The sequence below is a fragment of the Herbiconiux sp. VKM Ac-1786 genome (assembly GCF_015350805.1).
Taxonomy (GTDB): domain Bacteria; phylum Actinomycetota; class Actinomycetes; order Actinomycetales; family Microbacteriaceae; genus Herbiconiux.
In genome coordinates, this window is sequence record NZ_JADKSG010000002.1 from 181,398 (window position 1) to 205,234 (window position 23,837).

23 protein-coding genes and 1 pseudogene are annotated in these 23,837 nt (G+C 72.5%); 9 read left to right on the forward strand and 15 right to left on the reverse strand.

Features of this window, described 5'->3' with window-relative positions:
• The first annotated feature begins 68 nt into the window (after positions 1-68).
• Positions 69-1,118 (forward strand): hypothetical protein, encoded by a 1,050-nt coding sequence (locus ITJ64_RS11885; RefSeq protein ID WP_194681012.1) that lies wholly within the window; start codon positions 69-71, stop codon positions 1,116-1,118.
• Here the strand turns inward: ITJ64_RS11885 and ITJ64_RS19380 are convergent.
• Both ITJ64_RS19380 and ITJ64_RS19385 read right to left on the reverse strand, forming a co-directional pair.
• Positions 1,109-1,570 carry an alpha/beta fold hydrolase gene (locus ITJ64_RS19380; protein ID WP_370545279.1) on the reverse strand — a complete coding sequence of 154 codons (462 nt, stop codon included), beginning with the start codon at positions 1,568-1,570 and terminating at the stop codon, positions 1,109-1,111. The genes ITJ64_RS11885 and ITJ64_RS19380 overlap by 10 nt on opposite strands.
• Before the next feature lie 38 nt (positions 1,571-1,608).
• Positions 1,609-2,328, reverse strand: a pseudogene (locus tag ITJ64_RS19385) (epoxide hydrolase family protein); the annotation flags it as partial.
• Positions 2,329-2,463: 135 nt separating this feature from the next.
• On the opposite strand from ITJ64_RS19385, the gene ITJ64_RS11895 reads away from it, so the two are divergent.
• Positions 2,464-4,140 (forward strand): SulP family inorganic anion transporter, encoded by a 1,677-nt coding sequence (locus tag ITJ64_RS11895; RefSeq protein WP_228508645.1) that lies wholly within the window; start codon positions 2,464-2,466, stop codon positions 4,138-4,140.
• Between the two features lie 21 nt (positions 4,141-4,161).
• Here the strand turns inward: ITJ64_RS11895 and ITJ64_RS11900 are convergent, their stop codons facing one another.
• The 4 genes from ITJ64_RS11900 to ITJ64_RS11915 all read right to left on the reverse strand — a co-directional run bounded on the left by ITJ64_RS11900 (position 4,162) and on the right by ITJ64_RS11915 (position 9,508).
• Positions 4,162-5,481 (reverse strand): cell wall-binding repeat-containing protein, encoded by a 1,320-nt coding sequence (locus ITJ64_RS11900; RefSeq protein ID WP_370545169.1) that lies wholly within the window; start codon positions 5,479-5,481, stop codon positions 4,162-4,164.
• 268 nt (positions 5,482-5,749) lie between these two features.
• Positions 5,750-7,057, reverse strand: a complete 1,308-nt coding sequence (locus tag ITJ64_RS11905; protein ID WP_194681014.1) for a cell wall-binding repeat-containing protein — start codon at positions 7,055-7,057, stop codon at positions 5,750-5,752.
• A gap of 81 nt (positions 7,058-7,138) precedes the next feature.
• Positions 7,139-8,620 (reverse strand): NAD(P)/FAD-dependent oxidoreductase, encoded by a 1,482-nt coding sequence (locus ITJ64_RS11910; protein WP_194681017.1) that lies wholly within the window; start codon positions 8,618-8,620, stop codon positions 7,139-7,141.
• Positions 8,621-8,731: 111 nt separating this feature from the next.
• The gene (locus ITJ64_RS11915; RefSeq protein WP_194681019.1) at positions 8,732-9,508 is read right to left on the reverse strand and encodes a 1-acyl-sn-glycerol-3-phosphate acyltransferase; all 777 of its coding nucleotides are present in this window, start codon (positions 9,506-9,508) and stop codon (positions 8,732-8,734) included.
• 87 nt (positions 9,509-9,595) lie between these two features.
• Between ITJ64_RS11915 and ITJ64_RS11920 the strand changes: the two genes are divergently transcribed.
• Both ITJ64_RS11920 and ITJ64_RS11925 read left to right on the forward strand, forming a co-directional pair.
• Positions 9,596-10,189: an RNA polymerase sigma factor gene (locus tag ITJ64_RS11920; RefSeq protein ID WP_194681020.1), complete on the forward strand. Its 594-nt coding sequence runs from the start codon at positions 9,596-9,598 to the stop codon at positions 10,187-10,189.
• Positions 10,186-11,892: a PQQ-binding-like beta-propeller repeat protein gene (locus ITJ64_RS11925; protein WP_194681021.1), complete on the forward strand. Its 1,707-nt coding sequence runs from the start codon at positions 10,186-10,188 to the stop codon at positions 11,890-11,892. Before ITJ64_RS11920 ends, ITJ64_RS11925 begins: the two co-directional genes overlap by 4 nt.
• Positions 11,893-11,925: 33 nt before the next feature.
• Here ITJ64_RS11925 and ITJ64_RS11930 read toward each other — a convergent pair whose 3' ends face one another.
• The 4 genes from ITJ64_RS11930 to ITJ64_RS11945 all read right to left on the reverse strand — a co-directional run bounded on the left by ITJ64_RS11930 (position 11,926) and on the right by ITJ64_RS11945 (position 15,940).
• Entirely contained in the window at positions 11,926-12,828 is a 903-nt protein-coding gene (locus tag ITJ64_RS11930; RefSeq protein ID WP_194681022.1) for a siderophore-interacting protein, read from the reverse strand.
• A gap of 103 nt (positions 12,829-12,931) precedes the next feature.
• Complete coding sequence (locus ITJ64_RS11935) at positions 12,932-13,768, reverse strand: SDR family NAD(P)-dependent oxidoreductase (RefSeq protein WP_194681023.1); 837 nt, start codon at positions 13,766-13,768, stop codon at positions 12,932-12,934.
• Between the two features lie 74 nt (positions 13,769-13,842).
• Positions 13,843-14,406, reverse strand: a complete 564-nt coding sequence (locus ITJ64_RS11940; protein ID WP_194681024.1) for a TetR/AcrR family transcriptional regulator — start codon at positions 14,404-14,406, stop codon at positions 13,843-13,845.
• Between the two features lie 88 nt (positions 14,407-14,494).
• Positions 14,495-15,940 (reverse strand): GH1 family beta-glucosidase, encoded by a 1,446-nt coding sequence (locus ITJ64_RS11945; protein ID WP_194681025.1) that lies wholly within the window; start codon positions 15,938-15,940, stop codon positions 14,495-14,497.
• Positions 15,941-16,229: 289 nt separating this feature from the next.
• Between ITJ64_RS11945 and ITJ64_RS11950 the strand changes: the two genes are divergently transcribed.
• On the forward strand, positions 16,230-16,892 hold the full coding sequence (locus ITJ64_RS11950; RefSeq protein WP_194681026.1) for a hypothetical protein: 663 nt from the start codon (positions 16,230-16,232) through the stop codon (positions 16,890-16,892).
• Between the two features lie 40 nt (positions 16,893-16,932).
• Here the strand turns inward: ITJ64_RS11950 and ITJ64_RS11955 are convergent, their stop codons facing one another.
• Positions 16,933-18,072 (reverse strand): serine hydrolase domain-containing protein, encoded by a 1,140-nt coding sequence (locus ITJ64_RS11955; protein WP_194681027.1) that lies wholly within the window; start codon positions 18,070-18,072, stop codon positions 16,933-16,935.
• 122 nt (positions 18,073-18,194) lie between these two features.
• On the opposite strand from ITJ64_RS11955, the gene ITJ64_RS11960 reads away from it, so the two are divergent.
• Both ITJ64_RS11960 and ITJ64_RS11965 read left to right on the forward strand, forming a co-directional pair.
• Positions 18,195-18,434: a hypothetical protein gene (locus ITJ64_RS11960; protein WP_194681028.1), complete on the forward strand. Its 240-nt coding sequence runs from the start codon at positions 18,195-18,197 to the stop codon at positions 18,432-18,434.
• A complete protein-coding gene (locus ITJ64_RS11965; protein ID WP_194681029.1) occupies positions 18,431-18,784 on the forward strand; it encodes a hypothetical protein in 354 nt (117 codons plus the stop codon). Before ITJ64_RS11960 ends, ITJ64_RS11965 begins: the two co-directional genes overlap by 4 nt.
• A gap of 122 nt (positions 18,785-18,906) precedes the next feature.
• Here the strand turns inward: ITJ64_RS11965 and ITJ64_RS11970 are convergent, their stop codons facing one another.
• Together ITJ64_RS11970 and ITJ64_RS11975 are read right to left on the reverse strand one after the other, a co-directional pair.
• The gene (locus ITJ64_RS11970; RefSeq protein WP_194681030.1) at positions 18,907-19,107 is read right to left on the reverse strand and encodes a hypothetical protein; all 201 of its coding nucleotides are present in this window, start codon (positions 19,105-19,107) and stop codon (positions 18,907-18,909) included.
• 206 nt (positions 19,108-19,313) lie between these two features.
• Entirely contained in the window at positions 19,314-19,520 is a 207-nt protein-coding gene (locus ITJ64_RS11975) for a hypothetical protein (protein WP_194681031.1), read from the reverse strand.
• Positions 19,521-19,806: 286 nt separating this feature from the next.
• Here ITJ64_RS11975 and ITJ64_RS11980 point away from each other — a divergent pair, with 286 nt between their 5' ends.
• Entirely contained in the window at positions 19,807-20,154 is a 348-nt protein-coding gene (locus ITJ64_RS11980) for a hypothetical protein (protein WP_194681032.1), read from the forward strand.
• A gap of 41 nt (positions 20,155-20,195) precedes the next feature.
• On the opposite strand, the gene ITJ64_RS11985 is transcribed toward ITJ64_RS11980, so the two are convergent.
• Both ITJ64_RS11985 and ITJ64_RS11990 read right to left on the reverse strand, forming a co-directional pair.
• Positions 20,196-20,549, reverse strand: coding sequence for a hypothetical protein (locus tag ITJ64_RS11985; protein ID WP_194681033.1), 354 nt, complete (start codon positions 20,547-20,549; stop codon positions 20,196-20,198).
• A 504-nt stretch (positions 20,550-21,053) separates the two neighbouring features.
• Positions 21,054-22,220, reverse strand: coding sequence for a TerC family protein (locus ITJ64_RS11990; RefSeq protein WP_194681034.1), 1,167 nt, complete (start codon positions 22,218-22,220; stop codon positions 21,054-21,056).
• 208 nt (positions 22,221-22,428) lie between these two features.
• On the opposite strand from ITJ64_RS11990, the gene ITJ64_RS11995 reads away from it, so the two are divergent.
• Positions 22,429-23,832 carry an anthranilate synthase component I family protein gene (locus tag ITJ64_RS11995; protein ID WP_194681035.1) on the forward strand — a complete coding sequence of 468 codons (1,404 nt, stop codon included), beginning with the start codon at positions 22,429-22,431 and terminating at the stop codon, positions 23,830-23,832.
• Positions 23,833-23,837: the final 5 nt, after the last annotated feature.

Genomic DNA, 23,837 nt, shown 5'->3' on the forward strand with positions numbered 1-23,837 from the left:
CGTGCAGGAGGGGCTCGTCGTGTCGGTGGCAGCTCGTCGTGTCGGTGGGGCGGGGTAGTGTCGGGGCCGTGACGGCGCTGGAGCGGACCTATCGGAACGGGCGGATCGCCATCGCCGGCACCGTCGTGCTGATCGGCATCGCGGTGGCCGTGACGTCGGCGCGCACCGGGGTGCTGGGGTCGATCAGCGCCTACTACTACACGCCGGCGCGCAACGTGCTGGTCGGGGCGCTGCTGGCGGCGGCGGTCGCGATCCTGGTGCTGTCGGGGCGGGGTGCGCAGCGCGCACTGCTCGATGCCGCGGCGGTCGTCGCGCCCGTCATCGCGCTGGTGCCCACGCCGGTGAGCGCGGGGGCGGTGCCCGGTGTGGCGGTGGACTGCGCATCCGGAGACCGCTGTGTGCCGGCCGAGGTGCTGCCCGACATCGACGTGGGGGTCGCGGTGTACCTGATCGCGGGGGCGCTGACGGTGGGGGTCGTGGTGGTGCTGTCGGCGCTCGGCTCGGGCCGCGACCGTGCGGCCTCGCTCGGCGCGGGTGGTGCTGCGGTGCGTGGTACGGGCGGCGGCGGTGCGGTGGCCACTTCGGTGCGGGGTATGGGCGGCGGCGGTGCGGTGGCCACTTCGGTGCGGGGTATGGGCGGCGGCGGTGCGGTGGCCACTTCGGTGCGGGGTTTGGACGGCGCCGGTGCGGTGGCCACTTCGGCGCGGGGTGCGCTGGTGTCGGCCGGGGTCGCCGCCGTCGTGCTGGCGGTCGTGGCGGGCGGGTGGATGCTCGCGCGCGACGTCTTCCTCGCGAGCGCCCACCTCGTGGCGGCCGTGGTCTTCTTCGGGCTGGTGGCGGCGGTCGCGGTGGTGAACGCCGTGGCTCCGCCGTCGGCGTGGGGAGCGCCGACGGCCCCGTGGCTCCGCCGGAGCTACGGCGTGGTGGCCGTCGCGCTGGTGGTCGACCTGGCCGTGACGGTGGTCGCGGTGCTGACGGGCCACGCCGACGACACGGCGCCGCCGCCGGTCTTCGTGGGCGAGGCCGTCGCCCTGGCGCTCTTCGTCGTGTTCTGGGTGCTGCAGTCGGCCGAGCGCTGGAACGACCCCGACCCGGCGATCATCGCGGGTCAGCGGTAGGGGCGGAAGAAGGTGCGGAGCTCGTCGGCGTAGCGGGCCGGGTGCTCGAGCGGTGCGAAGTGGCCGCCGTGGGGCGGGTGGGTGACCGAGACCGTGTTCGCCGAACGGTCGAGCCACTCGCGCGGCGGCCGCACGATGTCGGCCGGGAACAGGCTGAAGCCCGACGGCACCTCGACCCGGCGGGCGAGCTGCTCCGGCGGCAGGGCGGCGTTGGCGCGATACATCCGCATCGACGAGCCGATCGTGCCGGTGAACCAGTAGATCGAGAGGTTCGTGAGGATGTCGTCCGGCTCGAGATCAGCCTCGCTCCACGCGTGCAGCTTCTCGAGGATCCAGGCGGCGAGGCCGCGGGGGAGTCGCTCAGCCCGACGGCGGCCGTCAGCGGCTTGCTGCGGTGCATCGCGGCGTAGGCCCCCTCGCTCGCGGCCCAGCCCGCCGCGCCCGCGAGCCACTCGCGCTCCGGCTCCGACAGCGCGGCGGGGTCGAGGGCGGGGAAGGGAAGGCCGGCATCCGTGCGGTGCACCGCGATCACCCGCGACGGCTCGTCGAGCGCGAGGTAACGGCTGACATGACTGCCGATGTCGCCGCCCGCCGCCACGAAGCGCTCGTAGCCGAGGCCCGTCATCAGCTGCGCCCACAGCGCGGCGACGTCGCGGGAGTCCAAGGCCTCGAAAGGCTGATCCGAGTAGCCGAAGCCGGGCATGTCGGGCACGATCACGTCGAAGGCGTCCTCGGGGTCGCCGCCGTGGGCCGCCGGGTCGGTGAGCAGCCCGATCACCTTCGAGTAGCGCCAGAACGAGTCGGGCCAGCCGTGGGTGAGAATCAGGGGCAGTGGATGCGCGCCCGAGGCCGCGCGGACGTGGACGTAGTGGACGCCGATCGTGCCGGTGCCGGTGCCGGTGCCTCCGCCGGTGCCGGTGCCGGTGCCGACGCCTCCGCCGGTGCCGGTGCCCGCGCCGCGGCTCGCGTCGAGCGTCGCCCGGTAGCGCGGCAGCTCGTTCAGGCGTGCCTCGACGGCCGCCCAGTCGAAGCTGTCCGCCCAGTACTCGACGAGGGTGCGGAGGGCTGCGAGGTCGGTTCCCTCCGCCCAGCCGGCGTCGGCGGGGGTTCGGGGCCAGCGGGTCTGCCGGAGGCGGCGGCGGAGGTCGTCGAGCTCGGCGGGACCGGTGCTCGACGTGAACGGCTCGGGACGGAAGGGAGCACTCGGCATGGAACGACGCTACAGCTGCGGAGGCGGCGGTCGCGAGCATCCGGAACCTGTTCGCTGCGGGGCCCCGGCGTCGGCGCATCGGGACCGTTGTGCGTAGCATTGACGGGCGCGGATCCGACCCGGTCCGCTCAGCGCATGAGGGGGACGACGATCGCGCTCGCAGACAGTACGGCACCACAGCAGGAGATCACCACGCGGGCGGCGCTGCGCAGCCCCGTGCTGCTCAGCCGGGAGGTGCTCGCCGGGATCGTGACGACCCTTGCGCTGATCCCCGAGGTGATCTCGTTCTCGGTGATCGCCGGGGTCGACCCGAAGGTCAGCCTGATCGCGTCGGTGGTGCTGGCGCTCAGCATGTCGGTGCTCGGCGGGCGGCCCGCGATGGTGACCGCCGCCGCCGGATCGGTCGCGCTCGTCGTGGCGCCGCTCGTGAAGGACCACGGGGTCGAGTACCTGCTGCCCACGGTGCTGCTCGCCGGGCTGGTGCAGATCGCGTTCGGGGCGCTGGGGCTGGCGCGGCTCGCCCGGTTCATCCCGCGGAGCGTCATGGTCGGGTTCGTGAACGCGCTGGGCATCCTGATCTTCGTGGCGCAGGTGCCGCACCTGATCGACGTGCCGTGGCTGGTGTACCCGCTGTTCGCGCTGACGGTCGCGATCATCCTCGTGCTGCCGCGGTTCACGAAGGCCGTGCCCGCCCCGCTCGTGGCGATCGTCGTGGTGACCGCGATCGTGATGATCGCGCACCTCGGCGTGCCGAACGTCGGCGACGAGGGCGAGATCGGGGGAGCACTGCCCGGGCTCACGCCCTTCCTCGCGCCGCTGGATCTCTCGACCCTCGCCCTGATCTGGCCCACCGCGCTGAGCGTGGCGTTCGTGGGGCTGATGGAGACGCTGCTGACCGCGAAGCTCGTCGACGACATCACCGAGACGCGCTCGCACAAGAACCGCGAGTCGTGGGCGCTCGGGGTCGCGAACATCCTCGCCGGCTTCTACGGGGGCATCGCCGGATGCGCGATGATCGGCCAGACCGTCGTCAACGTGAAGATGGCCCGGGCCCGCACCCGCATCTCGACCTTCGTCGCCGGGCTCGTGCTGCTGGCGCTGGTGACGCTGCTGAGCGACCTGATGGCGCAGATCCCGATGGTGGCGCTCGCCGCGGTGATGATGATCGTGGCGGTGACGACGGTCGACTGGCACAGCGTCCGGCCGTCGACCCTGCGGCGGATGCCCGTGCCCGAGACCCTCGTCATGGCCGTGACCGTGGCGGTCGTCGTGGCGACGGGGAACCTCGCGATCGGGGTGCTCGTGGGGGTGGTGCTGGCGATGGTGCTGTTCGCGCGGCGGGTGGCACACGTGATCACGGTGACGCGGGTCGTGGTGCCGGCGGCTGCGCCTGGTGCTTCGTCTGGTGCTTCGTCTGGTGCTGTGCCCGGTGCTTCGTCTGGTGCTGTGCGCGGTGGTCTGGCGGGTCCTGTTCCCGGTTCTTCGTCGACGGATGCTCGTCCCGGCACCGACGCCGCGCGGACGGCGGATGCTCGTGCCGACCTCGGGCCCGACGGTGGCGTCCGGTACGTCGTGCGGGGGCCGCTCTTCTTCGGCAGCTCGAACGACCTCGTCGAGCACTTCTCGTACGCCGCCGACCCGGCGCAGGTGACGATCGACTTCAGCGGCTCCCAGATCTGGGACGCCTCGAGCGTCGCCGCCCTCGACGCCGTGGTGTCGAAGTACCGCCAGCACGGCATCGAGGCGCACCTCGAGGGCCTCGACGACCGCAGCTCCCTCTTCCACGGCAAGCTCACGGGATTCCTCCGCTGACCCTGCTCCAGCCCCGCCGGGCTACTCGGTCGGGCAGAGCGTCAGCGAGTCGAGCGCGCTGCCGAGACTGGCCGTGCCGCCGAGGATGACGACCTTCGACGGCACGAGCCGCCCGATCGTCGACGCCGTCGCCGCCGAGACGCAGTTCTGCTCGGTGATGGCCAGCGGATCGTCATGCGCGCCCGCGGCGGCACCGCCGCTGAGGGCGTCGGGGAACGTGCTCCCGCTGGCGAGGTACAGCGTGTCGACTCCGGGCTTGAACGTGGCCTTATTCAGCCGGGCATTGACCTCGAAGCGGTCGGCGCCTCCGACCCGAGTCGTCGGATAGGACGCCGCCAGGTCGGTCTCGAGAGACGCGTTGACGGCGGCGGGCCCCCCGATGATCGTCGTCGCCTTCGGGCCCAGCCTGAACAGCGTCAGCCTCTCCGCAGGACCCAGGGACGTCGCGCCCCCGTTGACGAGCAGCACGGGCGAGTTCCCGAGCGCGGCCGCCGGCGAGGCCCCGAGAGCGTCGGGGAAGTTGTTGCCCGTCGCCACGAAGACCCCGTCGGGGTTGGGGATACCGTATTGACTGGTCGTCAGATTGCGGGACACCTCGAAGCGGTCGGCGCCGCCGATGCGGGTGACGGTGGTGGCGGTGCCGAGCGCCATCGCGACCTCGTCCATGACGGTCGTCGACACGGCACGTGGACCGCCGAGGATGATCACGTTGCCCGGCGCGAGACGCTTGAGCTCATCGAGGACCTCGATGGTGATGTGGGCTGAGGGTGTGAGGAGGAGAGGGGCGTCCAGCCGGCCCGCGACCGAGGCGGCGCTCAATGCGTCCGGGAACTTCTCTCCACTGGCGAGGTACACGCGGTCGACCTTCGTGAAGCTGGCCTTCGACACGAGGGCGCTCTGCTCGAAACGATCCTTCCCTCCGATGCGCGAGACGACCGGAGCCGGACGGACCGTGACCGTGCAGGTGCTCGCGCTGGTCGTGCCGTTGCCATCATCGTCCACCGTTGCCTTGACGGTGAAGGTCAGCGTCTGGACCGTTGTCGGCGTGCCGTAGATGTAGGCCCGGTGCGAGTCGTTGTAGACGTGCAGACCGTCCGGCAGGGCCCCTTCGACGGTGGCCGTCAGCTCGACGGGTGCGGGGACCGGCGGGATCACGTCTTCGGCAGAGATGGGGAACCCGACGGCTGCGAGAGCCTGGGGACAGGTCGGATTGGGCATGGCCGCGGCACGAGCCGATTCCGGAACCGCGAGCACGAGCGACGCTCCCAAGATCGCCGCGACGGCGAGACCGCCAGGGGCGACCCGCCGCCCGGTCGACCGCGCGGAGGAGTGAATAGGCATGGGATTCGGCTTTCATCTGGGGCGGCTAATTGAAGGTGCGAATTCTGCGGCTTCGCGCGACCGGTTGGACCGGCGACTGCGGCTAGTGCGGTGACTGAATCGATAGCGCAGGTCTATTGGCCCCCGACAAGTCAGGTCCACATGATGGTGCGGTGGTGATCGGGAAGAGGCGGTCGTGTGTGAGTAGGTCGAGGTGATCGTGTCTGAAGACCTGGGGACAGGTGCAGCGGGGCTCCCTGGTGGGAGCCCCGCCAGTGGTGCGAGAGAGTTACTCCGCGGGGCAGATGGAGAGGCTGTCGAGTGCCGTGCCCAGGCTGGCCGTGCCGCCCAGGATGACGACCTTTGACGGGACGAGGCGGCCGATGCTGAAGGCCGTGGCGCCCGAGACGCAGGTGGTCTCGGTGATCGCGAGCGGGTTGCCCTGGACGCCGGCCGCCGCGCCGCCGCTGAGGGCGTCGGGGAAGTTCGCACCGCTGGCGAGGTAGAGGGTGTCGACACCCGGCTTGAAGGCGGCCGCGTTGAGGCCCGCGTTGACTTCGAAGCGGTCGCCGCCGCCGAAGCGGGTCGTCGTGTACGACTTCGCCAGGTCGGCTTCGAGGGCAGCGCTGACGGCGAGGGGCCCGCCGACCACCGCTGCGGCTTTCACACCGAGCGAGGTCAGAGTCGACTTCTCCGGAGCGGTCAGCGCCGTCGCTTCGCCATTGACGAGCAACACGGGCGCGTCGGCGAGTGCGGCCGCCGGCGAAGCACCCAGCGCATCGGGGAAATTGGTGCCTGTCGCGACAACCAGGCTGTCGGAGGCCGGGATGCCGAAGGTGCGGTCGCCGATCAGCTTGCGCGAGACCTCGAAGCGGTCCGCTCCGCCGATGCGGGTGATCGTGGACGAGGTGCCGAGGGCCGCCCCGAGCTGGTCGACGACGGCCGGTGCGACGGCGAGCGGACCGCCCACGACGACGACGTCCTTCGGCGCGAGGCGCTTCAGTTCGGCGACGACCTCGTCGGTGACACGGGCCGAGGTGGTGAGCAGGAGCGGCGCCGAGTGGTCAGCGGCGACCGAGGCGGCGCTGAGGGCATCCGGGAACTTCTCGCCGCTCGCCAGGTAGACCGTGTCGGCCGTGGCGAAGGTGGCCTTCGAGACGAGGGCGCTCTGCTCGAAGCGGTCTTTGCCCGCGATGCGGGTGACGGTGGGGGCGGGCTTGACGGTGATGGTGCACGCGGTCGTGCCGGTGGTCGTCGTGCCGCCGGCGGTGACCTTCGCCGTGAGGGAGAAGGTGGCGGTCTGCGCCTTGGTGGGCTTGCCGGAGACGTAGGCGCGCTCGGCGTCGGCGTAGAGCGAGAGACCGTCGGGAAGGGCGCCCGTGAGCGTGACGGCGAGGGTGGTGGGAGGCGTGACGGGCGCGACGATGTCGGTCGCGGTGACCGGGAAGCCGACGGCCGCCAGGGTCTGCGGGCAGGCGGGCGAGACGGCCTCGAGGGCCGACGCCGACGTGGCGACGGCGGGCAGGAGGGCGGCGCCGAGCACGGCGGCCGTGGCGAGGCCACCGAACGTCAGGCGGCGGGTGGAGGTGAGGGGCATGAGAGGTCGCTTTCGATCGAGTCGGGGTAGAGAAACGATCCTGACGGCGAAGCGACCGGGGGAGTTATGAGTACTTGGTACTCAGTCGAGCTCGGTCGGGCGCGGCGACTCCGCCAGCAGCGCCCGCGCCACCAGCCCGATCACCGCGCTGTAGGTGGGGTACGCGAACCGCACGTTCGCGAGCGTCGAGACGTCGACACCGGCAGCCATGGCCGTCGTCACCGACTGCACCACCTCGATCGCGTTCTCGCCGACGGCATGGGCGCCGAGGATGAGCTCCCGCCGCCGGTCCGCGATCAGCTTGAGGAAGCCGGTCTCCCGGTCGTCGATCACGGCCCGGTCGACCCCGCTGAACGGCACCGTCGCCACGACGCACTGCGGGTCGCGCTCCCGCGCCTCGACCTCGGTGAGCCCGACGCCCGCGTAGTCGGGATCGGTGAAACCGCCCGCCGGGAGCAGGTGCTGCGGGGTGCGGCGGTTCACGCCGAGCACCGCGTTCTCGGCGGCGGCCTCGCCCTCGAACTGGGCGGCCTGCACGAGCATGTCGCGTCCGTTCGCGTCGCCGACCGCGAAGATGTGGGGAACGGCCGTGCGGAAGTACCGGTCGGCCGGGATCGCCGACCGCACGACCTCGACGCCCGCCTTGTCGAGACCGAGGTCGTCGACGTCGGCGGGCCATCCGGTGGCCATGATCACGGCGTCGACCGTCTTCGACGCCGAGACGCCGGCCGCGCGCCATGAGACATCTATACCCGATATACCCGAAGAAGAACGAGAAAGCCGCTCGACCGTCTCGATCCCCGTGTGCACCTCGACGCCCTGCCGGGCGAACGCGTCCGACACCACCGCGGAGATCGCGGCATCCGACGCCATCAGCACGCGCGGCGCCACGTCGAGCAGCGTCACGTCCGACCCGAACGAGCTGAACACCGTCACCAGCTGCGCGCCGGTGTTGCCCGCCCCGATCACCGCGACGCGGCGGGGCAGCTCGGGCAGGTGCAGCACGTCCTCGGGCACGGTCGCGAGCTCGGCCCCCGGGATCGGCAGCCGCCGCGAGTGCCCACCGACACAGATCAGAACGGATGCGGCCCGCACCCGCCGCCCGCTGTCCAGCACCAGGGTCGTCTCGTCCTCGAAGCGCGCGCGACCCTCCTGCACGAGGGTGATCCCGGCCGCGGCGAAGCGCTCCGCCTCGCGCTTGATGTCGCGCACCCGGTCGACGCGGGCGTGCACGTTCGCGACGGTCGCGGCCCAGTCGATCCGGGGCGCCCCGAGCTGGATGCCGTAGTCGTCCGCGTGCCGCGCGTCCCGCATCAGCCGCGCGGTCTTGGCGAGCACGCGCGTGGGCACGCAGCCGGTGTTGACGCAGGTGCCGCCCACACGGCCCGCCTCGAGCACGACGACCCGCGCTCCGAGCTCGGCGGCGCGCAGGGCGGCCGCGGTCCCGGCCGGGCCGGCGCCGATCACGGCGACGTCGAACGAGTCGGCTTCGGCGATGGTTCCGGATGCGGTGGTCGCCGCTGCGACGTCGGCTGAGGTGGGTGGGGTGGTCGGCTCGGGCATGGTGCGGCGTCCTTCGGGTGAGGCTGCGCATCCGTCGTCTCGGAGCGCTCGCGGCTGAGGGCCTGCCTTCAGGCAATCACGCTTCGCGCGCCGGCACCAGGGAATGGGTGACTAAGGGCGCGCCGCCGCCTCCGCCGCCCGGCGCGCGTCGCGGGCCGCGTCGGCCGCCGCTGCCTCCTCCGGGGTGGGCGCCGTGCCGCCGAGGTGGCGCGGCTGCCACCAGGCTCCGGTGCCGTCCGCGGGGTAGGAGCGCTGCAGGGCATCGGTCTGCGACGCCAGGGTGTCCCGGAGCCGGGAGGTGGCCTCCGCCGGGTCGTCGGTGGGCGCGACGACGAGCGGGGCGCCGAAGGAGAAGTGCACGGGGATGCCGATGCGGTCGCGCATCCTGAGCTTTCGGTTCTTGGTGAGCAGGCGCTGACCGCCCCAGACCGCGACCGGGATGACCGGCACGCCCGCCTCGGCGGCCAGTCGCACGGCACCGGTCTTCAGCGACCGCACGGTGAAGCTCGCGCTGACGCCGGCCTCGGGGAAGACGCCGATCAGCTCGCCGCGCTTCAGTGCGAGAACGGCCTGGGCGTAGGCCTCGCCGCCGGCCGACATGTCCACCTCGATGTGCTTCATGCCGCGCAGCAGCGACCCGACGACCGGCTTGTCGAAGGCGCGCTTGGTGGCCATGAAGCGGATGCGCCGGCGGTTGTGCAGCCACGTCTGCCACTCCACCAGCGCGAACTCGAGGTAGCCGAAGTGGGTCATGGCGACGACCGCACCACCCGTGGACGGGATGTTCGACAGGCCGGTCGCGTGCCGCTTCAGGCGCCAGGAGGCGAACAGGGTGCGGCCGATCGCGATGGCGGCGGCGTAGACGGGCTCGGGTCGGCGGCGGGTCATGCTGCAACGCTAGGGCGGCCAGATGGGAAAGCGCCGGTGCCGTGAACGAGAATGGAACCGATCGGGGGCGCGCGGACAGTAGTGGGTATGGGGACGGAGAGTTTCGACGAGGCGGAGACCTGGGCTGCCGCCATCGGAGGTGATTCCGGGGCGTTCGCGCGGGTGTTCGACGCGCATCGCGACCGGGTGTTCGGGCAGGCGCTCCGGCTGATGAGGTCGCCGCACGACGCCGAGGACGTGACCGCGCTGGTCTTCCTCGAGGCGTGGCGGAAGCGCGACGCGGTGCGGGTCGTCGACGGCTCGGTGATCGGCTGGCTGCTCGTCACGACGAACTACGTCGTGCGCAACCTCAGCCGCAGCACCCGGCGCTACCGGGCCGTGATCGACCGCCTCCCGGCACCGACGAACACTGACGACCACGCCGACGAGGTGGCCGACCGGCTCGATCGCGAGGGCCGTGACGCACAGGTGCGGGTCGCCTTCGCGCGGCTGAGCAAGTCCGATCAGGACGTCATCACCCTCTGCGTGCTCGAGGAGCTCTCGACCGGTCAGGCCGCCCGCGTGCTCGGCGTCCCGGCCGGCACCGTGAAGTCGCGGCTGTCGCGGGCGAAGCAGCGCTTCACCGTCCACACCACCGAAGTCCTGGGTCAGACCGCGAGTGCCACTGGAGGTGCCAAATGACCGAATTCGATCCCACCCGCAGCGACGCCATCCGCTCGCTGCTCATCGAGACCGTCGAGCAGACGCCCCGCCGCGACCACCGGCGGCACCTCCGCATCGCGATCATCGCGGTGCTCGCGGCCCTCGGCGGCGGGCTCGGCACGGCCGCGGTGGCCGTCGCCGTCACGGGCGGGGTCGGGCTTCCGGATGCGCTGTCCGGCCCTCCGGCGGCGACCGCCCCCGCGGCGCCGACCGCTCCCGCGACCCCGGCGCCCCCGCCCCCGCCGACCGCCCCGGTCCCGACGGCGCATCCGCTCGTGCTCAGCGACGACGTCATCGTGCCGCACGACGTGCTCTCGGCGCCGGCCGCCGATCCGCTCTGGACACTCGCCCTGCCGAGCTGGCGCCAGGAGTGCGACTACGTGTCGGTGCTCAGCGTGGCCGACGGCTACGCGCTCATCCAGGTCGGTCCGACCGCGCAACCCGAGGATCTGAGCTTCGACTGCGATCTGGGTTCGGTGCGCCTCGGCCTGTCGCTCGTGGACACCACCACAGGGGTGGCGAGATGGAACCGCGAGTGGACCTGGCAGAACGACCAGCAGGGTGCCCATTTCGGTGGGGACCTGCAGGTGAAGCTGCTCGGAACCTCGGGTCGGGTCCTCGTCTCCTCGACCTATCGGGACGTCGGCCCCCAGGAGGTGCTCGACCTGGCGAGCGGCGCGACGCTCGGACCGGTTCATCGGTCGGCGGCCGCGTGGGCATCGATGCAGCCCCTCCAGCCGGTCGGCGGCTCGTCGTCGGACGTCATCGAGGTGGCGGCGGCCGAGCTCGATGCGAGCGGACAGCCGACGGGCCCCTGGACCGTGCAGCGCGCCGACCCGCTCGACCTCTCGGCTCCCTCGTGGACCTACGCGGTGGCGGCCACGGGGCTGACGGCGCGGGCCCCGGGCAACGGCAGCTTCCTGCTGGAGCTGGGCCACCAGGATGCGACCGGGCGGCGGTCGACCGACGTCCTCGACATCGACAGCGGTTCCGTCATGGTGCAGGACTCGGTGGATCGGAGCTATCTCCACGGAGACCGGTTCTCGGTGCGGGAGAGCGATCTCGACTCCGATGGCCGCCCGCACACCGTTGCGGGGATCGACCCCGCCGGCAACGAGCTCTGGACCCGTTCGAGCGACACGGCGCTGGGGATCTCGCTCGCGGGGGAGACGGGAGTCCGGCCGGGCTCACCCGTGCCCATCGCATCGACCGTGCTCCTGTTCGGCGACGACGGCCGCATCGAGGCCGTCGACGGGCTCACCGGTGAGACCCGGTGGGTGGCGGACGACTCGGCCTGTCTCGGTTACGGGGGTGCGACCGACGGTCTCCCGTCCCGGGAATTCGCGGTGGACGGGGCCGGCGTGCTCCGCCAGCAGTACCAGTCGGGGGGCTGCGCGTTCGACCTCGCGACCGGGAAGGCGGTCGACGCCCCCGAGGTGCCGAGGTCGACGACGGACGGCGCACTGGCCCGCTATCGACTGACGGGCGGCTTCGGCACGGGTGGCCTGTGGACGTACAAGTGGGAGCAGACCGACCCGTCGGTGCCCGGCTCGGGCACGGTGTACGACATCACCACCGGCGCCGAGCTCTGGAGCCGGCCGATCGCCTACGACGAGAGCTGGACCTTCGCGGGCGGGCGCCTCGTGAGCATCACGGGCACGACCATCGCCGGGCTCGGCTAGGCGGCGGCGGGCGGCGGCCGGCGGGCAGGCCCGTCAGGCCGGGAAGATCTGGCCGACGGGTTCGCGCTTCTCCGCCTGGAAGGCGTCCTCGGCGCGGCCGTGGGCCCAGTAGGCCGAGAGCGAGAGGCGGGCCCGGGGGAGGCCCCAGGTGTCGAGCAGCAGCGGCCGCAGCGCCTTCATCGCGCCGCGCTCGCCGTGCACGAAGGCCTGGGTGTCGCCGGTGGGCGCCGGCAGGGCGGCGAGGGCGTCGACGAGGGCCGTCGAGGTTCCGGCCGCTGCGCCGCCGCGGTGCAGCCAGGTGACGCCGACGCCCGAGGGTGCCGTGAGGGGCAGCTCGTCGGCCGGGCCATCGACCTCGATCAGGGCGAGCCCGCGTGCGTCGGCCGGCAGTGACTCGAGCGCGGCGGCGATGGCCGGGATCGCCGACTCGTCTCCGGCGAAGAGGTGGGACGACGCGGACGGGTCGGGCGCGTAGCCCGAGCCGATGCCCGAGATCACGACGTCGTCACCGGACTGAGCGGCCGCGGCCCACGGCCCGGCGACGCCCGAGGTGCCGTGCACGACGAAGTCGATCCAGACCTCGTTGCGCGAGACGTCGACCCGCCGCACCGTGTAGGTGCGCTGCGACGGCAGCTCGACGGGATCGTGCGTCGCGCGCAGGGCCGCGAGGTCGTACGGCGGCCGCAACGTCGAGCCGGCGGGCGCGAAGAGCATCTTCGCGTACCGGTCGGTGTGCGGCGACGACGGGATGCCCGCCACCGCCTCCCCGCCTACCACCACCCGCACGAGGTGCGGCGTCAGCTGCTCGGTGCGCCGCACCTGCAGCACGCGCTGGGGCTGCGGCGGGCGGGCGGGCCGGCGTCCGGCGTCGGTGGATGCGGCAGAGCCGGGTGCGGCCGAGGCGGGTGCAGGGGCGGCGGGGGCGACGTCGGTCATGGGGGGCTCCAGGGGTTCGCGCGAAGGCGTGTCGAGAGGGCAGCGGATGCACGGGCATCCGTCGCCCCCACGACCACGCTAGCGGTTCCGCCTGAGGGTACCCTTACCTTCCGAGGAACTCGGCCCCGGCGGCCGCCACGTCGGCGGCGAAGGTGCCCTGCGTCACCGCGGTCGCGCCGCCGTCGACGGGCACCACGGCCCCCGTCATGAAGCGCGAGAGGTCGCTGGCGAGGAACACGGCGACGTCGGCGATGTCCTCGGGCTGGCCGACCCGGCCGATCGGCTGGGTGGGGCCGAGGCGCTCGCCGAGGAAGTCGGTGAACTCCTCTGCGCGCTCGAGCGGCACGCCGAACGAGCGCGCCATGATCGGCGTCATGATGATGCCCGGGGCGATGGCGTTCGAGCGGATGCCCAGCGGCGCCAGCTCGGCGACGGCCTGCCGCACGACCCCCACGACGGCGTGCTTGGCGATGGTGTAGCCGGCGGCGCTCCAGCCGCCCTGGAGCGCGGCGGCGCTGGCCGTCGAGACGATCGCGCCACCGGTGCCCTGCGCCTGGAACTGGCGGGCGGCGTACTTGTGGCCGAGCAGCACCGAGCGGGTGAGCAGCGCGAGGGTCTTGTCGAAGCCCTCTGAGCCGACCTCGAGGATCGTCGACGGGTCGCCCTGCGCTCCGGCGTTGTTGTGGATGACGTCGAGCTTGCCGAAGCGGTCGACGGTCGTGGCCACGAGGGCCTCGATCGCCGCCTCGTCGGTGACGTCGGTGTGCACGTAGAGGGCCGCGTCGCCGAGCTCGGCGGCGAGGGCGGTTCCCAGCTCGTCGGAGATGTCGGCGATGGCGACCTTGGCGCCCTCCTCCACGAAGCGTCGCACGGAGGCGAGGCCGATTCCGCTGGTGCCGCCGGTGACGATGGCGACCTTGCCGGTCAGGAGCCCGGTCATGGTGATTCCTTCTTTCTTTCTCTCGGTGGTTCTTTCTCTGGGTCGTTCGTTCTCTGGGTCGTTCTTTCTCCCGGTCAGAGCGAGGGGATGCCCGCTCCGAAGTGCCGGAGGTGCAGGGCGAAGGCGGCGGCGGGGTCGCGACCGTCGGCGACGAGATCCTCGAGCGCGAGCCGGGTGGCGCTCGCGACGGCGGCCGCGGCGACCCGGGCGGCGGAGGACGCGGGGTCGAGCTCGAGACGCCGGGCCAGGGCCGGCACGAGGGACAGCTCGCCGACGTGGACCGCGCGCAGGAACACCGACCACATCTCGTCGTCGCGGAAGACGAGCGGGAAGAGGAGGCGGGTGCGCTCCGCGACCGCACCGCCGAGCATCCGCTCGAAGCCGGAGCGCAGCAGCTCGTCGAGGGAGCCGGCGGGTGCGGTCGAGACGTGGTCGTTGAAGGCGGCTGTGGTCCAGTCGAAGACCGGCTGGACGCAGTCGGCCTTGCTGGCGAAGTAGCGGTGGAAGGTGCGGGTGGGCACGCCCACGGCGGACGTGATCTCGGCGACCGTCAGTTTGGTGGTGCCCCGCTCGATGAAGAGGGCGCAGACGGCCTCGGAGGCGCGGAGCCGGGACTCGTCGACGCGCACACTGGCCATGGCGACGACCCTACGCCGGTTCTGGCAGATTGTGCCAAAACCGGCGCAGGGTCGTTCGACGGTGCCGGCGACCCGGCCGAGGGCCGGGCTACGCGGCCGGGATCGCCCTCGACGCGATCAGGGCCGCGTACCAGAGCGCGCTGTCCTTCAGCGTGCGCTCCTGCGTGTCGTAGTCCACGCGGATGATCCCGAACCGCTTCGAGTAGCCGTAGCCCCACTCGAAGTTGTCCATCAGGCTCCACACCTGGTACCCGCGCAGGTCGACCCCGGCTTCGAGCGCCCGGTGCGCGGCGGTGAAGTGGCGCCGCAGGTAGTCGACCCGCAGGGGGTCGTGCACCCGCGCCTCGCCGTCGGCATCCGTCGTGGGGGTGTCGTCGAAGGCCGCGCCGTTCTCGGTGATCATCAGCGGCTGCGACGGGAACTCGGCGTGCAGCTCGAGCAGCAGCTCCTCGAGCCCCGAGGGGTCGATGTTCCATCCCATCTCGGTGTACGGCCCCGGCTGGGGGAGGAACTCGATGTCGTCGGCGCCCGGCCACGGCGAGCCGCCGGCGTCCTTGTGGCCATCCGCCATCTGACGGGGCGAGACGCCGTCCCACACCGCCACCAGGGTGGTCGAGTAGTAGTTGACGCCGAGCACGTCGAGCGGCTGGTTGATGATCTCGAGGTCGCCGCTCTCGACGAACGACCAGTCGGTGATGGACGCCGTGTCGGTGAACAGGTCGGGCGGGTAGGCCCCGTGCAGCAGCGGCCCGGTGAAGGCGCGGTTGGCGATGGCGTCGATGCGGCGCACGGCCTCGGCGCCCTGGTCGCCCGAGCCGCGCAGCACGTGCAGGTTCAGCGTGATCGAGTACTGGGGGTCGTTCGTGACGACCTCCCGCAGCGCCTGGATCGCGAGCCCGTGCGCCAGGTTCAGGTGATGCACGGCCTGCAGGGCGGCCAGCGGCGAGGTGACCCCGGGGGCGTGCGCGCCCGAACCGTAGCCGAGGTAGGCCGAGCACCAGGGCTCGTTGAGCGTCGTCCACACGGCGACCCGGTCGCCGAGCGCCGAACCCACGAGGCGGGCGTAGTCGGCGAAGGCCTCGGCGGTCGTGCGCACGGTCCAGCCGCCCTCGTCCTCGAGCGCCTGCGGCAGGTCCCAGTGGTAGAGGGTCGCGATCGGGGTGATCCCGCGGCTGATCAGGCCGTCGACGAGCGTGGAGTAGAAGTCGAGCCCCGCCTGCACGGCCGGCCCGCGACCGGTCGGCTGGATGCGCGGCCACGCGATCGAGAACCGGTACGACTCGAGCCCGAGCTCCACCATCAGGTCGAGGTCGCTCTCCCAGCGGTGGTAGTGGTCGTCGGCGACGTCGCCGGTGTCGCCGTTCCAGACCTTGCCGGGGGTGTGGCTGAAGGTGTCCCAGATCGAGGGGCCGCGGCCGTCCTCGTCGTAGGCGCCCTCGATCTGGTACGACGCGGTGGCCGAGCCGAACAGGAAGCCGTCGGGGAACGTCAGCCCCGAGTCGCGGTAGTCGGGGTTGCCGGTGGTGGAGCTCATACCGGGAGGGTCGCCTTTCCGTCGGACGACGACCTGGGGCCGTCGCGATTCGTGCGGGCGCAGCGGTGCGCCCTGGGTCCATGATGCCCGTGAGAGCGCTCTCTGTCGATCCCCCCGGTGGGGTGAGGGGGATGCTCGGCCGGCGCTCTCGGCGGGAGTGACGTTTCGCGCGCTAGGGTTCGGGCGGGCCGGTTCGGGTGCTGCCCGGGCTGGTCTGTTCGGGCACCGCCCAGGCGGGTCGGTTCGGCGCTGCCCGGGCGGGTCGGGATCATCGAGGTGGAGGCGGAACGTGGATCGCAGGCTGATGGTGGCGGTGTGGGCGCTGTCGGGGTTGACCACGCTCGTGTTCGCGGGGTACTGGGCTTGGTACGCGGTGCAGCTCGCGGGTGCCTCGGCGGGGGCCGGCTCGGGCTCGGGCTCGGGCTCGGGGTCTGGGTCTGGGCTGCCGGCGGGGTCGTCCGGTTCGGCTGACGGTTCGCAGCTCGCGGGGGCCCCGGCCGTGGTGGGCGTCGCCACGGCGGTGGTCGTCGTCGTGCTGCTGATCGCGATCAGCGGACAGCTGCGGCTGAACCGGCTGCAGCGCCGCTTCCCGGAGTCGTCGATCGTGCGCGCCCGGCCCGTCGGCGGCCTCGACGCCTTCGCCGACCGCTACTGGCTCGACACCGGCCGCCCGCTGCCCGCGTTCTCGGGCCCGCTGTACGCCTCCTTCGGCCCTCGGATGCTCACCCTGCTCTCCGGCGAGGGCACCGAGGTCGTCTCGTTCGACACCGCCTACGCCCGCCTCGGCGTCGAGGAGCGCGGCGGCTTCGGCGGCGGCGACGCGACGGTGGCCGTGGCGGTCGAGGGGTATCCGCGGCTGGTGCTCGGGTTCCCGCGCGCGTGGTCGCTCGGGGCGCTGCCGCTGCCGTCGTCGGCGGTCGAGGCGCTGGTGGCGCGCACGCGCTCGCGCTGAGCGGCGGTCGTCGGCACGGCGTGCGGTGCGGGGTGCGCCGTCAGGCCGCGGGGGCCGGCAGGGCCGCCTCCACCGCGTCGGCCAGGGCGTCCACCCGGGCGAAGGTGCCGAGCGAGCGGGTGACGAACGCGAAGGAGTAGTCGCGCCCCGGCGAGTACCACGCCGAGCTCCCGCCGATGCCGCCCATGCCGATCTCGCCGCCGTCGATCCGCAGGCCGAGCGACCACTCGACCGGTCCGTCGACGAAGAGGTCGTGCCCGACGGCCTGCGGGGCGAGGTACTCGGCGTGCAGCGCGGATCCGAGTCGAGCCGCGACCCGCCCGTTCGCGCGGTGCACGTCGTCGTAGAAGCGGGCGAGGCTCGACGCCGTCGTGAACAGGCCGGTCGCCGGCATCGAGGCGGCGCGCCAGGGGGCCGAGTTCAGCCGCGCAGGGTCGAGGTGGCCGCGGGGGCGGTCGAGCATCCGCTGCCCGCCCTCGCGTGCCAGGTAGGGGGCCGCCCAGTCGGGGTCGATCGCCTCGAGGTCGGCGACCAGCGGATGCTCGTCCCTCCCGACCCCGAACCGCAGCTCGACCGGGCCGTCGCCGGGCGCGGCGCCCGTGGCCCAGAGGGCCTCCAGTCGCGCGGCGGCGGTTCGCGCATCCGGAGCCCCCGCCTGCGCGAGCAGCCCGTCGATCAGCGTGCCGTAGGTGAGCGCGTGCTCGGCGATGACCTCGCCGGGCGGGGCGATCGGGGTCGAGGCGACGAGGTCGTCGAGCAGCGCCTCGGCGTCGAGGGCGTCGATCTGCTCGGCCGCGGGGGAGAAGGAGGGGAGGCCGGCGCGATGGCTGAGCAGGTGGCGGAGGGTCGTGGCCGCTTTGCCGCGGGTCGCGTAGGCGGGCCACCAGCGGCCGAGGGGGTCGTCGAGGGTGAGGTGTCCGTCGGCGACAGCGGTGAGGGCTGCGAGGGCGGCGACCGGTTTGCCGGCCGAGAACACGCGGGTGAGGGTGCGGTCGGTGAAGGGGCGGGTGCGCTCGGTGTCGGCCCAGCCGCCGGCGGCGCTCAGCAGCGTCTGCCCGCCGCGCATCACGGCCAGTGAGCTTCCGGCGTCCAGCCCGTCCGCGAGCAGGGCGCGGAAGACGTCGGCCGCGGGCTCCAGCTCGGGCACGGCGACGACGGTCAGGGGCGGGGTGGGTGGCACGGAGCTCCTCTCGACAGCCCACCAGTCTGCCCGATCGGGCGCCGTCGGTGGGGCGCGGGCGGGGAAGGGGGTGCAGGCTTGAGGTGGGCGGCGCATCCGGTGCGGCTCGACGGGAGGCAACGATGACCGAGCACCACGACGGCAGCGGCGACGAGCACGACACCCCGGGCACCGTGCCCGACACGGATTCGACCTCCGCCGGGCAGGCGCCCTCGTCGTCGTCGGACGGCAACGGCTCCGACGATCACGAGCCCGCCTCGCCCGGCGGCACGGCCGACACGGGCCCCGACCCCTACGACATCGAGTCCGACCTCGGGCCCGACGGCGTGCCCACCACCGAGCCCGAACCCGGCTCGGAGTGACCGCGGCCCCGCAGAGCCCGGGCGCGGCGGATGCCGCAGCGGCCGCCGGCGCGCCCGACACCGCAGCGACCGCCGGCGCGCCCGACACCGCCGGGCAGCCGTACACGCGCGACGGCGGTGGGCCCGATCCGGAGAACCCGCCGACCATCATCGGCGACGACGCTCAGAACGTGGTCATGGTGCAGACCTCGGGTTCGACCTGGGACGTCCGCGTCAGCGGCACCGACGACGTCGTCGGCACCATCACCAAGACCGACCAGCTCTACACGGCGACGGATGCGCGGGGCGCCGATCTCGGCGGCTTCGACTCTCCCGAGCTGGCCATGTTCGGGGTCATCGCGCACAGCTGAGCTTCGGCCTAGCCGGCGTCCGCTCCCTGGATGGCGTCGGCCCTGCAGGGAGCGTTCTTCGGGCGGCGGCGCTTCCCAGCGGCGTCGGTCTTGCCGGCGGCGCTCTTCGGGCGGCGACCGCCTCAGGCGGCGCTGCAGCGGGCGGTTGCGGCGTCGATGAGCTCGTCCATCGAGCGCAGGTGCTCGGTGCGCGGCTCGGGGGAGAGCCACACCACGTCGAGGCCGGTGCCCGAGGACTGCGCGAAGCCCAGCAGGCCGAGGGCGTCGGCCTCGCTGCGGCTGCGGTCGCGCATCCGCCAGCCGTCGGGCAGCACCGGGACCATCTCGAGGCGATCCCGGTCTCGGTCCCGGTTCGGGTCGGCCGGCGTGCGAAGTCGGGCGGGGTGGTCGTTATGGGGCATGGGGGCTCGCAAGGTGCTCGTGTCGTGTCGTGCTGAGGGTCGAGGCCGGTTGCCTCGTGCCCGGGGCCGGGCGCTGGATTCCGGCCGGTGGACGCCGTCGAGACGGCGTCGGCTGAGGCATTCGCCGGTCACGGCATCGCCAGAATGGGGCTGATGTCGATCGGCTGGGTCTCGGTGGAGACGGCTGCGTCGGCGGAATCGGGCAGCCGGGCCGAGCCGGAGGGATCGGCGTTCGACGCAGGACGGGCAGCGTGGGCGAGATCGGCGGACGGGGCGGGACGGTCTGCCTGGTGGGCCGGGCGGGGGAGATCGGCGGCGGCGGCAGGTGCGGGCACAGGGCCTCCTCGGTGCATCGGGGTGTCGAAGGGTTGCGATCGTGGTCGCGGGTTCCGGAACGCTCGAAGCGGACCGACCTCTCCAGCCTGCGGTCGACGACCGACTTCCGACGAGGGACTTTACAACTCGCCGAGCAGCGGTTACGCGGTGCCGCCTCCCACGGGCACCGGTTCAGATGGTGCGTACTGTGCCGCTCGGGGAAGCGCACCGCGGAGGTGATGTCAAGCGGGTGGCGGGATCCGGCGAGCGGTCTTTGCTGGAAGGACCACGAGTGGAGGGCGGTCGATGATGATCGGATACCAGGAGATGACAGCGACGCAGACAGCTGAGACGACGGCGACCCGCACGGCTGACATGACGGCGGTGCGCACGGCTGAGACGATGGCCACGCGCATGGCCGGCAGGACGGCGACGCGCACGGCCGCGCGGACGACGACGGAGGCGGGGTCGGCGGTGTCCTGGCGGTGCGTGCAGGCGGGGCTGTGGGTCGCGTCGGGTGAGCACGGCGAGCCCCTCGGCATCGTCTCGGAGAACTGGGGACGCGGCTTCGCGGTCACCACCGCCTGGGGCCTCGACCTCGGACTCCATGCCACACTCGCGGACGCCAAGTCGGCGCTCGAGCAGGCCCACTGAGGTCCGCGCCTCCGGCCGGGTTCGCCCGCAGCCGGAGGCGGTCACTCGTCCTCGTCGGACTCGAGCGGGATCAGCTCCACCTCGAGCATCGGCGGCGGTGACCGGTCGCGCGAGGGCGGCTCGACGTCGGCGTCGGGTGGCCCGTCCGCCGGCGGGTGGCGGCCGAGTGCGGCGGGGAAGGCGAATCGGCTGTCCGGAGTGATGACGGGTGGTCGTTGCGGACGGCGTCTCGGCGTCGGGTCGTCGGGGCCTCCGAAGCGCACGGTGACGATGGTGTCGTCGTGCTCGTCCAGCTCTCCGAACGGTTGGATGCCGGCCGGCGACGCCCAGCCGGTCTCGCCGCCGAGTCGCGATGGCGCGGTGGGGTGGAAGGAGGGTGGAGAGGCGGTCGCCACCCGGGTCGGTGGGCACGAGCATCCGTCAGCCTGGACGCCACGGCGAGTGACGTCATGGTCGAGGTGGGTGTCGAGCAGGTGGTGATGTCGCGCGGGTGCGACGCAGGTGCATCGGCACCGTTCGCGTTGCCGCCAGCGCCCCCGGGCTCCCGGTCGGTCACGCCGGGATGTCGCTGCGAGGGTCAGGGCCATCGCCGCCAGCCCGGTCAACAGCGCGGCCGAGACCGTCAGCGCACCCCACGCGAGCACGAGCTCCGGGCTCACGGTGCGCCCCAGCCGTCGAGTCGGCCTCGACCGAAGTCGAAGCAGGCGCACATGAAGACGCTCGCGCCAGAGCCCAGCCCCGGCCGACCTGACCTATGACCACCCACCGCCCACCCCTCCTTCCGCCGCCCATTCCCGAGGGCACGCCGAACCTACCGGCGCCGACGACGAACCGCCGCCGCCCACCCACAGCTGTGGACGAGCGGCGGCGGCCGCGGGATGTGCAGGAGGAGACGCGGGTCAGCGCGAGGAGTGCTCCTCGTGCGCCCGTTCGACGGCCGACTTCAGCGACTCGTCACCGAGCACGGCCTCGCGGTGCTTCGGCGGAAGAGCCGACGCCTTCGAGTGGGTCTCGCGCAGGCGGTCGAAGGCGGCGGCACGCTCGGGCGTCGGCTTCGTGGTGTCGACCGCGTCGGTCGCGTGCCGGCGGATCGCCGACGCGAAGTTCTGCGCGCGCCCCTTGGGGCTGAGCAGCGACGCGACGACCGTGACGACCAGGATGCCGACGATCACCGACAGCGACAGCCCCGTGCTGATCTCGAACACCGGCACGTGCTCGCCGCCGTTGATGAACGGCAGCGTGTTCTCGTGCAGCGCGTGCAGCACGAGCTTCACACCGATGAACGCGAGGATCGCCGCGAGACCGATCGAGAGGTACACGAGCCGGTCGAGCAGTCCGTCGATGAGGAAGTACAGCTGCCGCAGACCCAGCAGCGAGAACGCGGTGGCCGTGAACACGATGAACACGTTCTCGGTCAGGCCGTAGATGGCGGGCACGCTGTCGAGCGCGAACAGGATGTCGGTGAGGCCGATCGCCACGATCACGAGCAGCATCGGCGTGAGCACGCGCTTGCCGTTCTCGACCGTGAAGAACTTGTCGCCGTCGTAGTTGTCGCTCGTCTTGATCATGCGCTTGGCGAGCCTGACCATGAGACTGTCGCCGGCGTGCTCGTCGTGCGGCCGCAGCAGGTTGATCGCCGTGACGATCAGGATGGCGCCGAACAGGTAGAACACCCACGAGAACGCCGAGATCGCGGCGGCCCCGATCAGGATGAAGCCGGTGCGGGCGATCAGCGCGAAGACGATGCCGAACAGCAGCACCTTCTGCTGATCCGCGCGCGGCACGGCGAAGCTCGACATGATGATCAGGAACACGAAGAGGTTGTCGACCGACAGGGCCTTCTCGGTGATGTAGCCGGCGAAGTACTCGCTGCCGGCGGTGGCTCCGCCGAAGACGAGCACGCCGATGCCGAACAGGATGGCGATGCCGACGTAGATCGACGACCAGATGGCCGCCTCTTTCAACGTCGGTTCATGCGCTTTTCGCACATGGAAGATGAAGTCGAAGGCCAGCAGGCCGATGATGCCGACGATGGTCAGCGTCCAGACGTATCCGGGGACGTCCAATTTTCCTCGTTTCGGGGAGCGGGGCGGGCGTGAGCGGGTACCGGGTGGTAGTACTGCGAACAATAATCAGCTCGCCTGAGAAGGTACTGGGGTGGGCTGCCGCAGAACGACCCGATGAGGGGCCGGATGCGCCTCCCGGCTCGGCCCGCCCACCGACCCCCGGCCAGCCGACCGTTCCCCGGCCCGCCGGCATGGCAGACTCGGGGTCATGGCACCGCGGCTGCTGCGTCACCGCGTCGCGGGCGTCACGACCCTCGATCCCGCCGCCGTCTTCCGGGCGCTGCACGACGACCCGTCCTCGGACGCGTTCTGGCTCGACGACGCGCACGGCTGGAGCGTCATCGGAACCGGCCCGCGCTGGCGGATCGACGGCCCGTTGCTGCCGGCGCTCGCCGCCCGGGAGGAGGAATGGCGCCACGATCCCTTCACGGTCGACAACGGCTGGGACGCACCTCCCTTTCGCCCCGGTCTCGTCGGCTGGCTGGGCTACGAGGTGGCCCGCGAGACGATGGGGGTTCCGGATGCGCGCCCCACCCGGCATCCCGACGCCGCGTTCCTCGAGGTCGACCGTGCCGTGGCCCTGGGCCCGGTCGTCGAGGGCGCGCGCCGCGTCGAGCTGCTCGCCGCCGCGTCCTCCTGGACGGGCGAGCTCGGCTCCTGGCGGCAGCGCACTCTGGACGCCCTCCGCAGCCTGACCGAAGACCCGCCGCGGATCCCGCCAGCGCCGTCCGTCCGGCCGACGGTGCGCTGGCGCGACACCCGCCCCGAGTACCTCGCCGCCGTGCGCGATTGCCAGGCGGCCATCACCCGCGGAGACGCGTACGTGCTCAACCTGTCGACCGAGATCGAGGTGACCGCCGCATCCGCGACCGGCTTCGACCCGCTCGACGTCTACGACCGACTTCGCGCGATCTCACCCGCCCCGCACGGCGGCGTTATGCGTATCGGCGGCGTCACCCTGCTCAGCTCGTCGCCGGAACGCTTCGTGCGCATCTCGGGCGGCACGGTCACGACCCACCCCGTGAAGGGCACGCGGCGGCGGTCGACGGATGCCCGCGACGACGCCGCCCTCCGCGCCGACCTCGCGGGAAGCGTCAAGGAGCGGGCCGAGAACGTCATGATCGTCGATCTGATGCGCAACGATCTCGCCCGGGTGAGCGTGCCGGGCGGCGTGGAGGTGACGTCGCTGCTGGCGGTGGAGACGCATCCGCGGGTGCACCAGCTCGTGAGCGCGATCGCGGCCCGGCTGCGGCCCGGTGCCGGGGTGACCGAGGTGCTGGAGGCGGCCTTCCCGGCGGGGTCGATGACGGGGGCTCCGAAACGGAGTGCCGTCCAGATCCTGGACGGGCTCGAGCAGCGGGCCCGCGGGCTCTACTCGGGCGCGTTCGGCTGGATCGGCCGTGACGGCAGCGCCGACCTCGCGATGACCATCCGCTCGATCGTGCTCGACGCTCCCGCTCCCGCTCCCGCGCTGGCGTCGCGACCCCTGCGACCCACCCGCGCCACGATCGGCGTCGGAGGCGGCATCACGGCCCTGTCGATCCCCGAGGAGGAGTACGACGAGGTGCTGCTGAAGGCCGCCGCCCTGCTCGAGGCGCTCGGAGCCGACTGACGGGG